The sequence below is a fragment of the [Clostridium] aminophilum genome (assembly GCF_900101295.1).
Lineage (GTDB): Bacteria > Bacillota > Clostridia > Lachnospirales > Lachnospiraceae > Clostridium_R > Clostridium_R aminophilum_A.
Genome location: NZ_FOIL01000071.1, coordinates 1 through 12,011, shown reverse-complemented (window position 1 = coordinate 12,011; position 12,011 = coordinate 1). Strand labels below are relative to the sequence as shown.

Genomic DNA, 12,011 nt, shown 5'->3' with positions numbered 1-12,011 from the left:
TATCAGGGCAGAAATGACGGCGCACGCTCCGGCGGCTATCAGGGCAGAAATGACGGCGCACGTTCCGGCGGTTATCAGGGCAGAAATGACGGCGCACGCTCCGGCGGCTATCAGGGCAGAGACGGCGGCGCACGTTCCGGCGGCTATCAGGCAGGCAGAGACGGCGGCGCACGCTCCGGCGGCTATCAGGGCAGAAATGACGGCGCACGCTCCGGCGGTTTCCAGGGCAGAGGCGCAGCTTCACAGAGCGCTTCCCGCGGAGGATACGAGGAGAAGCCGCTGCAGAAACAGCAGAACTCCAAGCAGAACCGCAACAACTATAAGGGTGAGAAGGGAAGCCGTTTCGACCGCGAGGAAGAGAAGTTCGCAAAGGGAAGAAACGGACAGGATCAGAGAGGTCCGGTAAAGCCGCAGCGTAAGCCGGAGCCGAAGGAAGAGAAGATCAAAGTGATCACCATTCCGGAGCAGCTGACGGTTCGTGAGCTGGCAGAGCACATGAAGATGAAGCCGGCTACCCTGATCATGGACCTCTTCAAGCAGGGCAAGGTTGTTACCATCAATACCGGTGTCACCTATGATCAGGCGGAAGAAATCGCCATGGCCTACGATATCCTCTGCGAGAAGGAGAAGGTTGTCGATGTCATCGCGGAACTCCTGAAAGAGGATGAAGAGGACGAGGCCGATATGGTTGAGAGACCGCCGGTTGTCTGCGTAATGGGTCACGTCGATCACGGTAAGACATCCCTTCTGGATGCAATCCGTAAGACAGCCGTAACCGAGAAAGAGGCCGGTGGCATCACCCAGAGAATCGGTGCTTATCAGGTTGAAGTCAAGGTTGCGGACGGCAAGAAAAAGATTACTTTCCTGGATACTCCGGGACATGAGGCATTTACCGCCATGCGTATGAGAGGCGCGCAGTCGACCGATATCGCGGTTCTCGTCGTTGCAGCGGACGACGGCGTAATGCCGCAGACCGTGGAGGCGATCAACCATGCCAAGGCGGCAAAGGTTGAGATGATCGTTGCGATCAACAAGATCGATAAGCCGAGCGCAGATCCGTCCAAGGTTAAGCAGGAGCTTTCCCAGTACGGCGTTCTGACCGAGGACTGGGGCGGAGATGTTCCGGTTGTGGAGGTTTCCGCAAAGTCCGGTCAGGGTATTCAGGACCTTCTGGAGGAACTCCTTCTGGTTGCGGAGATCTCCGAGCTGAAGGCAGATCCGAAGAGAAATGCAAGAGGTCTGATCATCGAGGCGAGCCTTGACAAGGGCCGCGGTCCGGTTGCGACCGTTCTGGTTCAGAAGGGTACGCTTCACGTCGGCGATCCGATCGTTGCGGGCCACTGCTACGGTAAGGTTCGTGCAATGACCAATGAGAACGGCCGCAGATTGAAGGAAGCAGGTCCGTCCACTCCGGTTGAGGTCATCGGTTTCAACGATGTTCCGGCGGCCGGTGAGGTATTCATGGAACTCGACAGCGAGAAGGAGGCAAGAAGCTTTGCCGAGACCTTTATCGCAGAGCATAAGAACAAGCTGATCGAAGAGACCAAGATGAAACTGTCTCTGGACGATCTGTTCAGCCAGATCAAGGCCGGAACCGTAAAGGAACTGCCGATCGTAGTCAAGGCGGACGTTCAGGGTTCCGTCGAGGCGGTTCGCCAGTCTCTGGAGAAACTCTCCAACGACGAGGTTCTGGTAAAGATCATCCACAGCGGTGTCGGCGCGATCAACGAGTCCGATATCAGCCTTGCATCCGCATCCAATGCGATTGTCATCGGATTTAACGTACGTCCGGACGCGACCGCAAAGGCGCTCGCCGAGCATGAGAAGGTTGATGTGCGTCTCTACAAGGTTATCTACCAGGCAATCGACGATGTCCGCGACGCGATGAGCGGTATGTACGAGCCGGTATATGAGGAGCAGATCATCGGTCACGGCGAGGTTCGTCAGGTATTCAAGGCATCCAAGGTCGGCATGATCGCCGGTACCTATGTTCTGGACGGAAAGTTCAGCAGAGGCTGCAAGGCCCGCGTTTCCCGCGGCGGCAAGCAGATCTTTGACGGCAACATTGAGTCCCTGAAGCGTTTCAAGGACGATGTCAAGGATGTCAATGCCGGATACGAGTGCGGTGTTGTATTTGAAGGCTTCAGCGACGTACAGGAAGGCGACCAGATCGAGGCTTACGCGATGGTCGAAGTTCCGAGAGATAAAGTAAAGGCAGCCAAGGCGGCGCAGGCAGCTGCAGCAGCGAAGGCGGCTCAGGAATAAAGACAGACAGCTTGCAGGGAGTTCCGGGAAAATGTAGAGTGCAATTTCCGCAGGGACTCCCTGCAAAGCAAATGGAGGAACGATTATATGCGCAGAAACAGCGTGAAAAATAACCGGATCAACGGGGAGGTTGCGAAGGAACTCAGCATGATCATCCGCGACCTGAAGGATCCGCGGATCAGCCCGATGGCCAGCGTTATGACCGCAGAAGTGACCGCTGATCTGAAATACTGCAAGGTGTTTGTCAGCGTTCTCGGCTCGGAGGAAGAGCAGAAGGCGACCATGCAGGGACTGAAAAATGCGAACGGCCACGTTCGCTCCGAACTGGCAAAACGTCTGAATCTCAGAAACACTCCGGAGCTTTTGTTTGTTCTGGATACCTCAATCGAGTACGGCGTCCGCATGTCGAAGCTCATCGATGAGGTGACGGAGAATGACCGTGCAAACAGCACCGGAACCGATGCGGAAGAGGAAAATGAATCCGAGGAATAAAGATGGGCAATATTCTGATTTCCGCGCTGGAGAACCGTGAGAACATTGTGCTTCTGGGGCATCTTCACCCGGATGGCGATGCCATCGGTTCGACGCTCGGATTGTACAATTATCTGAAAGAGAACTATCCGGAGAAGAAGGTGGATCTCTATCTCGACGATCCGGCGAAGAAATTTTCCTATCTCGCCGGTTTTGAGGAGATTCGGACCGAATATGAAGAGGGAAGAACCTATGATCTCTGCATCAGCCTGGATTCCAGTGATACCGAGCGTCTGGGCGTGTTCCTGCCGTATTTTGAAACGGCAGCCCACACCCTGTGTATCGATCATCACCGGACAAACCCGGGATTCGCGGATGAGAATCTGGTGGTTCCGGAGGCGAGCTCCTGCGCGGAGGTACTCTTTGGCCTTCTTGACGGGGAGAAAATCAGCCGCTGCACGGCAGAGTGCATCTACACCGGCATCATTCACGACACCGGCGTGTTCAAGTATTCATCCACATCCCGGGCGACCATGGATGCCGCGGGATTTCTGATGGAGAAGGGAATTCCCTTCGGCGACATCATTGACGGCAGTTTTTACCGCCGGAACTTTGTGCAGAACAAAATGCTGGGCATCGCGCTCTTAAAGAGCCGCCGGATTCTGGACGGCGACTGCATGATCTCGGTTGTGACCAGGAACAATATGGAGGACAATGGCGCCGGTCCGCAGGATATGGACGGCATCATTGACCAGATGCGCAACACCGACGGTATCGAGTGCGCGGTGCTGCTCTACGAGGGAAAAGAGGGCGAATTCAAAGCCTCTCTCCGCTCCAATCACTGGCTGGATGTCTCTGCCATCGCGCAGAGTTACGGCGGCGGCGGACATATCCGTGCGGCGGGATGCACGCTGAGAGGTGATGCGGACACGGTGACCGCGGTGATCACCAACGCTGTTGCGGAGGCAATCAAAAAGGATAAACCGAATGTTTGATGGTGTAATCAATATTTACAAAGAGCCCGGCTTCACGTCGAATGATGTGGTGATCAAAATGCGCGGGATTCTTCACATGAAGAAGATTGGCCATACCGGGACGCTGGATCCGGCGGCCGAGGGAGTGCTTCCGGTGTGCCTCGGAAAGGCAACCAAGCTGGTGAGCATGCTGACGGACGAGACACACAAGACCTATCAGGCCGTGATGCTGCTCGGGCAGGTGACAGACACGCAGGACACGACCGGGCAGGTAACTGCCTCTTCGGATGTGGATGAAATGATCCGGTCCGGGGCACTCACGGAGGAGGCGGTGAGAAACGCCGCTTTGTCATTTATCGGCGATTATGCGCAGATTCCACCGATGTATTCCGCTTTGAAAGTAAACGGAAAACGTCTCTATGAGCTGGCCCGCGAGGGAAAAGAGGTGGAAAGGGCGGCCCGTCCGGTGCATATTTATGACCTGACGGTGGACAGCATTGCGCTGCCGCGCGTTACGATGACCGTGACCTGCTCCAGAGGAACCTACATCCGGACGCTCTGTCACGATATCGGCGAAAAACTCGGCTGCGGCGGCTGCATGGAACATCTTCTCCGCACGAAGGTCGGAAACTTTGCGGTTGACCGCGCGATCCGGCTCGGAGAGCTTGAGACGCTGGCCCGGGAAGGGCGCGCAGAGGAAGCGGTGATCCCGATTGACGGGATCCTGGCGGATCTTCCGGCCGTTTGCTCGGAGAATGAGATTCTGGACCGGCTTCTGGATAACGGCAATCCCTTCGGCGCGGAGTTTCTGGACCCGACGGGATACGGAGACGATGCCGAGGTTCGGATGTATGACGGCCAGGGACGTTTTATCGGTGTCTACGGCTATCGGCCGGACGAAAAAAAATGGAAAGCAGTACGGATTTTTAAATAGGAGACAGGAATGCAGTATATAATCGGAACAAGAGAGTTTCAGATAGAAGAGCCGACCGCGGTGACCATCGGTAAATTTGACGGGCTCCACCGGGGGCATATGAAACTTCTCGATGAAGTGTTCCGTTTCCGCAAGGCGGGAATGAAGACTGCGGTGTTTACGTTTGAGACGGCACCGGGTTCGCTGATGTCGGGCCGGATGCAGACGATGATCACAACCAACGAAGAGCGGCGCAGAAACCTTGAACAGGCGGGAATCGACTATCTGGTGGAATATCCCTTCAACACGACGGTTGCTCACATGTCTCCGGAAGATTTCGTACGCAAAGTTCTCACTGACCAGATGCACGCGAGAGCCGTGATTGCCGGAACGGACTGCAGTTTCGGTTATAAGGGTGCGGGTAATGCGGCCCTTCTCCGAAAGCTGGGACCGGAATACGGTTTCCGGGCCGTGATCGTGGACAAGCTCATGGACGGCGAGAGGGAGATCAGCAGTACCTATGTGCGGGAAGAACTGGCGGCAGGTCATATCCGGAAAGCCAACGAGCTCCTCGGATATGAATACAGCATTTCCGGAGAGGTGGTGCACGGTCAGCATCTTGGCTCGACCCTGGGCTTTCCGACGGCGAATATCCTTCCGCCGGCGCAGAAACATCTGCCGGTATTCGGCGTCTATCTCTCCGAGACGGAAGTGGACGGAGTGTGGTATCCGAGCCTGACGAATATCGGGCGCAAGCCGACCATTGAAGGGCTTCATCCGGTCAGTGCCGAGACCTTTCTTTATGACTTTGATCAGAGCATTTACGGGAAAACGATCGAAGTGCGGATGCTGGATTTTTTCCGGCCGGAGATGAAATTCGACAGTCTGGATCAGCTCCGCGCGCAGGTGGATTCCGATAAAATCCGCGGAAGACAGGAACACGAAAAAAGAAACGTTTGAGATAAACGTTTGCTATAATATAAGAAGTACAGTTCAGAATCGTTTTGGGGGCAGATTCAGGAAGGTGCCCCGATTCAATCAGGAAGGATGTCTGCCTGCGCAGACCGAATCCGGCGCGAAGGGACCCGTGAGCGGGTGGCGAAAGGAGAAGAATCGGTATGAAAGAATTTGAGTATGTAATCAAAGATGAGATCGGAATTCATGCACGTCCGGCCGGAGTTCTTGTAAAGGCTGCCAAAGAATTTTCCAGCCGGATCATCGTGGAAAAAGGCGATGAGAAGGCGGATATGCGGAAAATGATCCAGCTGATGCAGCTCGGCGCGAAATGCGGCGATACGATCAAAGTATGCATCGAAGGCGAGGATGAGGAGCTGGCAGCGGAAGAGATCGGGAAGAAGATCGCCGAGAATCTCTGAAGAGAGAGCGGAAGAAAAATCGTAAGAAAGATCGGAAGTTTGAAAGGGATCTCTCAAATGAAACTGGACGGCTCAGATACGAGCACGGATCAATCTGTCTTGTGCCAGAGCCTGGAGGGAAAAGTTTGAAAGTAAACTTTCAAACTTTGATTGACGGCTCCAATGGACAGGCAAGCTTGTCTGTCAGAGCCTGGAGGACAAAATATGCAGGTAGTTACAGGAAAAAGCGTACTGAACGGCATCGCGGTGGGCAAGATCAAGGTTTACAAGGCGCCGAAGTTCGAGATCAGTGAAAAGACCGTTGACGATGCGCAGGTCGAGATGGAACTCGGACGTTTTGAGGCGGCCCGTCTTGCGGCGATTGACCAGCAGAACGAGCTTCACGACCGCGCCGTCGAGAGCGCGGGGGAGGAGAGCGCGGAGATCTTCAGCGTCCACGCAATGCTTTTGGATGATGAGGATCTTGTGGATGCGGTCAATGAGATTATTTCCGAGGAAAAGCATACGGCCGAGTATGCCGTAAAGACCGCGTTCGACAATCAGGCGAAGGTGTTCGCCGAGATGGAAGATGCCTATTTTCGCGCGAGAAGCGCCGACATTATCGACATTGAAAATGCCGTTCTCGGCGTGCTGCTGGGTATGGACCTCGGAAGCAAGCAGGGAGGCGAGCCGGCAATTCTGGTTGCGGATGATCTCGCTCCGTCCGAGACCGTTCGTCTCGACAAGTCTCTTCTCCTCGGCATGATCACAAAAGAGGGAAGTCTGAACAGCCACACCGCCATTCTGGCCAGAAGCATGAATCTTCCGGCACTGGTGCAGTGTCAGGAGATCTCCGATGACTGGGACGGTCACGAGGTGATCATCGACGGATACAATGCCTGCGCATATATCGATCCGAACGACGATCTGAGGAAGAATCTTCTGGCAAGAAAGATCGAAGACGACAAGCAGAGAGCCCTTCTCCAGGAACTGAAGGGCCGCACCAACACGACCATCGACGGAACGAAGATCAACGTTTACGCCAACATCGGCGGCCCGTCCGACATTGAGGCGGTAAAGCTGAATGATGCCGGCGGCGTGGGACTCTTCCGCTCGGAATTCGTCTATCTGAACAGCTCCACCGCTCCCACCGAGGAACAGCAGTTTGCGGCATATAAAGAGGCAGTCGAGGCTCTGGCCCCGAAACTGGTCATCATCCGCACCTGCGATATCGGCGCGGACAAGCAGGTGGATTACATGAATCTGGACAGGGAAGAGAACCCGGCGCTCGGCTACCGCGCGATCCGCATCTGCCTGACCAGAAGAGATTTCTTTAAGACTCAGCTCCGCGCCCTTCTCCGGGCGGCGGCCTACGGCAATCTGGCGATCATGTTCCCGATGATTATCAGCGCGGCGGAGCTCAATGAATGCCGTAAGATTCTGGATATCTGCCGCAATGACCTGATCAGCGAAGGCAAGAAGGTCGGCGATGTTCAGGTCGGCATCATGGTGGAGACTCCGGCAGCGGTATTCTGTGCGGATGAACTGGCGGAGAACTGCGATTTCTTCTCCATCGGAACCAATGATCTGACACAGTATATCTGTGCGATTGACCGTCAGAATGCAAAACTTGAGCCGTTTGCCGATACCCATCATCCGGCAGTGCTCCGGGCGATCCGCATGACGGTGGAGGCGGGACACCGGCACGGCATCTGGGTCGGCATCTGCGGCGAACTTGGCGCGGATCTCTCGCTGACCGAGAGCTTCCTGCGCATGGGCATCGATGAGCTCAGCGTCAACCCGACAAGCGTTCTGCCGCTTCGCAAGAAGATCCGCAGCATTGACCTTTCCAAACCGCAGGAGCAGTAATGAATACGAGGGGAGAAAATGAAGCCGGGCGGTCTGAACGCCGATGGCCGGCTTTTCTTCTGACGGGAATTCTGGCACCGATTTTCCTGAACCTCGAGTATCTTCCGAGGCTTCTGGTGCCCAGTTTCCCCGGCACGGTTTTATACGGTATCACGACGCTGATTCTCGGCATCGTGATGCCGTTTGTGTTTTATGCGTGCTGCGGAATGGCGTTCCGGCCGGAACGGGGCCTCACCGACGGCCGGGAAAACGGGCGCAGAACGTCCGGCGAAAGTAAAAAAACGTACGGAAATGCACAGAGATCTCCCGGCGCAGCTTTCCGGAAGGCGTATACACTGCGGAATTTCGGTGTGGGGATGCGGGAATTGTTCCCTGTTTTCGCGATTTCAGCCGGGACAGTTCTCCTTCATATCGGCAGCCGGACGCCGCTCCGCAGGGGGGAGGATCTTTTCTGTGCGCTGGCCGTGACTGCCGCCGCGGCTGCCCTGACGGAGGAAGCGGCATTCCGGGTCTTTGCGATCCGGCTGTGCATGAGAATTCTGAAACCGACGAACAAGGGGGACCATCGGAAGGATATTTCCGGCGGAAAAGAGAACGGGAAGGGATTGCAGAAGGATGATCCTGTAGGAAAAGAGAACGAAGGCGGGATCGAGAACGGGGAAGACCGCTATGACTCTGCCGCGGAACGGGCACAGATCTCCGTCTGGATCAGTGCTGTTATCTTTGCGCTCTCGCATGGGGGGAATCTTTTCGCCGGTCAGCCACTTCTCATGACGGTTCTACAGATCGGATGGGCGCTCGGAATGGGCCTTCTCATCGGAGGAATTTTTATACGGACCGGAACCATCCTTCCGGGGATTGCCGCCCACGCGGTGAACAATGCGGCGGATGCATGCTTTCTTTCCGTGCAAACTGCGGGCGCAGAGCTCATTTTTCAGGCGGCGGCCAGCGCATTTCTGCTCCTTGTCGGCATCCGGACGGTAATGCATAAAAATCCCTTGATTTATCAGAAATATGAGTTATAATTCATATTCAGTAGCTTGACGAATAAAAGTTGCATTTATGCAAAGAATGTGCATAAAAATGATTCTTCTGCGCAGCAGATGACCCCAAAAGTTCATGAAGCAGAGGAATCGAAGACTATCTGAGGAGGAAATACTATGAAGAAACAGATTTTTGCCGGTGCAATGGCAGCAGTAATGGCACTTTCCATGGCAGCATGCGGCGGAAGCGGCGCGGCAGCAACAACCGCAGCGGCATCCAAGGCAGAGGAGACAACTGCAGCAGCAGAGTCTCAGAGCGGTGAGGAGAAGAAGGCAGAGGTTTCTTTCGAGACCATCAAGCCGGGAAAACTCGTGATCGGTACCAGCCCGGATTTCGCACCGTATGAGTTCTATCACATTGAGAAAGACGGCGAGCCGAAGCTGGCCGGTTTTGATATTGCGTTTGCGCAGAAGATGGCAGATGATTTCGGCCTCGAAGTTGAGTTCGCAACCATGGATTTCGACGGAATTCTGATGGAGCTTCAGAACGGAAGCATCGATCTCGGAATTTCCGGTTTCTCCCCGGATCCGGAGAGACAGAAGGTATTTGACTTCTCCGACATCTACTACAAGGGCGGACAGAGCTTCTGCGTATCGAAGAAGAATCTGGACAAGTACAAGGGCTTTGAGGATTTCAAGGGACTTGCAGTCGGCGCTCAGACCGGTTCCATTCAGTACGGTCTCGCAGAGAAGAATACTCCGGATGCCAACATCATCGGTCTTCCGAAGGTTACGGACATCGTATCCGAGCTGACCACCGGAAAACTGGAAGGTGCGTTCATGGAGACTGCGGTAGCAGAGCAGTACGCAAAGAATTACCCGGATCTTGCCATTGCATGGGAGGTTCCGTATGATACCGAGGGTTCTGCAGTTGCGGTAAAGAAGGGCAATCAGGCGCTTCTCGATGCGGTCAACGCAGAGATCAAGGCTCTTCAGGCGGACGGTTCTCTGGACAAGTTCGTCACAGAGGCTCAGGAGCTTGCTTCTGATGACGCCAATGTATACCAGGGTCAGCTTGACGAGAATGGCAAGGTGAAGGCAGAGTCTGAGGGAGAGACAACAGAGGCTGCCGCAGAGACCACCAAGGCTCAGTAAGCATTTTTCAACATTTTTTACAGAAATAATGTATCAATAAGATCACTTTTTGTCCGATTCTCCCCGGTTTCATCCGGGGGGAATCATTGTGTCTATAAAGGAGGCCGCACCCATGGTAATCAGCATGGAACATCTTCTTTCTGTCCTTGATTACGGGAAAATGCTTCAGCAGGGACTGATCGTAACCGTACTTCTGTCCCTGTGCACCGTATTCTTTGGATTTTTCCTCGCATTCGCTCTGGCGATGATGCTGTTATCGGATATCCGACCGTTCCGCAGTTTCGGAAAGATTCAGACCGATAACATTGAGCAGATGAAGCGTCATGAATTCTTCGCCCGTTTTAACCCGGTCAGGATGATCGCGGGAGCGTATGTGCAGTTTGTTCGATGCACGCCGATGCTGGTGCAGATCTTCCTTGTCTACTATGTTGTATTCGGATTCATCACCCTTCCGAAGTTTACGTTCCTCGGATTTATCCAGTTCGAGCGGTTTTTCCCGGCGGCTGTTGCGCTTGCACTGAACAGCGGCGGATACATGAGTGATGTCATCCGAGGCGGTATCGAGGGCGTCGATGCCGGACAGACCGAGGCGGCGCGAAGTCTTGGCATGAGCAAGAAGCAGACCATGATGACAATCGTTCTTCCGCAGGCGGTCAAGAATATTCTTCCTGCGGTAGCCAACGAGTTTGTCACCATCATCAAGGAGAGTTCCGTCTGCTATACGATCGGTGTTCAGGATATCATGTTCAACATCAAGAGCATCCAGTCCGCAAGCTTCATTATTCCGGAGCCGCTGATTGTTGCGACATTCCTGTACTTCTGCCTGTGCTTCCCGACATCAAAGATCATCCAGTATTTCGAGAGGAGGATGCGTGCAAGTGACAAACGCTGAGAAAATGATTGAGGTCCGCGATCTGAAAAAACACTATAATTACGGACAGATCAAGGCTCTGGACGGCGTGACCGTCGACATCAACCGCGGCGACGTCATGGTTGTAATCGGACCGTCCGGAAGCGGAAAGTCCACATTTCTGCGCAGCCTGAATCTTCTGGAAGAACCGACCGGCGGTTCCATCGTCTATAAGGGCGAGGAGATCGTCGGCACCAAGATTGACATTGATAAATTCCGCCAGAATATGGGAATGGTGTTCCAGCATTTCAACCTCTTCCCTCACAAAACTATTCTGGAGAACCTTGTGCTGGCGCCGGTTATGGTAAAGCATGCGGACCGCGCGGAATCCGAGAAAAGAGCAAAGGAGCTTCTGGCGAGAGTCGGTCTGTCCGACCGTGCAAACGCTTATCCGGTACAGCTTTCCGGCGGTCAGAAGCAGCGTGTGGCGATCGTCCGGGCCCTGATGATGGAGCCGGAAGTCATGCTCTTCGATGAGCCGACCAGCGCGCTGGACCCGGAGATGGTCGGCGAGGTTCTGGACGTTATGAAAGAGCTTGCCGAGGAAGGCATGACGATGGTCTGCGTGACCCATGAGATGGGATTTGCCCGTGAAGTGGGCAACCGTGTCCTGTTCATGGCAGACGGCAGACTGATCGAAGAGGGAACTCCGGACGACATCTTCAATCACCCGAAGAGCGAACGACTGAAGGATTTCCTGAGTAAAGTACTGTAAAGATGATGCCGTCGGCCTGTGTCTGGCCGGCGGCTGTTTTTGTTTCATAGGAAATTTCTCCGAAATTCCCTATGAAACAAAAACGCTCCGCAAGGATGCGCACGCCGCTGTAAGGAAGCTGTCACCTAACGGTGACCAGCGGCGGCGCGCAAAGTCCGCGGGGCTCCCCTCAGGACTGAGGGGATGGGGGAGCCGAAGTCCGCTTGCGGACTTTGTTCTTTTATAGGAAATTTCTCCGAAAATCCTTATACCACACAAAAAAAAGGAATTCGGGGAGGGACATACCGGGCTCCGTTTTGGACCGGCAAAAGAAAAAGAGCAGAAGAGGAGAAGATATGGACAGCATTAAACAGTGTGCAGTGGAGTATATTGACAGGAATAAAAAGATTTTTACGGGCATC

12 protein-coding genes are annotated in these 12,011 nt (G+C 54.4%); all 12 read left to right on the top strand.

The features are described 5' to 3' along the window. Nucleotides 1–2,265 (top strand): translation initiation factor IF-2 (gene infB, locus BMW41_RS12920; protein WP_074650540.1); only part of this gene is annotated, 2,265 nt, incomplete at its 5' end. Between the two features lie 87 nt (nucleotides 2,266–2,352). After that, the gene (gene rbfA, locus BMW41_RS12915) at nucleotides 2,353–2,757 is read left to right on the top strand and encodes a 30S ribosome-binding factor RbfA (protein ID WP_031471162.1); all 405 of its coding nucleotides are present in this window, start codon (nucleotides 2,353–2,355) and stop codon (nucleotides 2,755–2,757) included. Nucleotides 2,758–2,759: 2 nt separating this feature from the next. Next, the gene (locus BMW41_RS12910; protein ID WP_074650539.1) at nucleotides 2,760–3,731 is read left to right on the top strand and encodes a DHH family phosphoesterase; all 972 of its coding nucleotides are present in this window, start codon (nucleotides 2,760–2,762) and stop codon (nucleotides 3,729–3,731) included. Next, entirely contained in the window at nucleotides 3,724–4,644 is a 921-nt protein-coding gene (truB, locus tag BMW41_RS12905) for a tRNA pseudouridine(55) synthase TruB (protein WP_074650537.1), read from the top strand. The genes BMW41_RS12910 and truB overlap by 8 nt, the downstream gene beginning before the upstream one ends. A 9-nt stretch (nucleotides 4,645–4,653) precedes the next feature. Then, the gene (locus tag BMW41_RS12900; protein ID WP_074650536.1) at nucleotides 4,654–5,583 is read left to right on the top strand and encodes a bifunctional riboflavin kinase/FAD synthetase; all 930 of its coding nucleotides are present in this window, start codon (nucleotides 4,654–4,656) and stop codon (nucleotides 5,581–5,583) included. 158 nt (nucleotides 5,584–5,741) lie between these two features. Further along, nucleotides 5,742–5,999: an HPr family phosphocarrier protein gene (locus tag BMW41_RS12895; RefSeq protein WP_074650534.1), complete on the top strand. Its 258-nt coding sequence runs from the start codon at nucleotides 5,742–5,744 to the stop codon at nucleotides 5,997–5,999. Nucleotides 6,000–6,203: 204 nt separating this feature from the next. After that, the gene (ptsP, locus tag BMW41_RS12890; protein ID WP_074650533.1) at nucleotides 6,204–7,847 is read left to right on the top strand and encodes a phosphoenolpyruvate--protein phosphotransferase; all 1,644 of its coding nucleotides are present in this window, start codon (nucleotides 6,204–6,206) and stop codon (nucleotides 7,845–7,847) included. Then, nucleotides 7,847–8,872: a CPBP family intramembrane glutamic endopeptidase gene (locus BMW41_RS12885; RefSeq protein ID WP_074650531.1), complete on the top strand. Its 1,026-nt coding sequence runs from the start codon at nucleotides 7,847–7,849 to the stop codon at nucleotides 8,870–8,872. Before ptsP ends, BMW41_RS12885 begins: the two co-directional genes overlap by 1 nt. Before the next feature lie 135 nt (nucleotides 8,873–9,007). Further along, nucleotides 9,008–9,985, top strand: coding sequence for a transporter substrate-binding domain-containing protein (locus BMW41_RS12880; RefSeq protein WP_074650530.1), 978 nt, complete (start codon nucleotides 9,008–9,010; stop codon nucleotides 9,983–9,985). A 112-nt stretch (nucleotides 9,986–10,097) separates the two neighbouring features. Further along, the gene (locus BMW41_RS12875; RefSeq protein WP_074650528.1) at nucleotides 10,098–10,877 is read left to right on the top strand and encodes an amino acid ABC transporter permease; all 780 of its coding nucleotides are present in this window, start codon (nucleotides 10,098–10,100) and stop codon (nucleotides 10,875–10,877) included. 4 nt (nucleotides 10,878–10,881) lie between these two features. Continuing rightward, nucleotides 10,882–11,610, top strand: a complete 729-nt coding sequence (locus tag BMW41_RS12870; protein ID WP_074650541.1) for an amino acid ABC transporter ATP-binding protein — start codon at nucleotides 10,882–10,884, stop codon at nucleotides 11,608–11,610. Nucleotides 11,611–11,793: 183 nt separating this feature from the next. Then, nucleotides 11,794–12,011, top strand: a 218-nt coding sequence (locus BMW41_RS14805; protein ID WP_207646898.1) for a hypothetical protein, incomplete at its 3' end; no start/stop codon positions are given.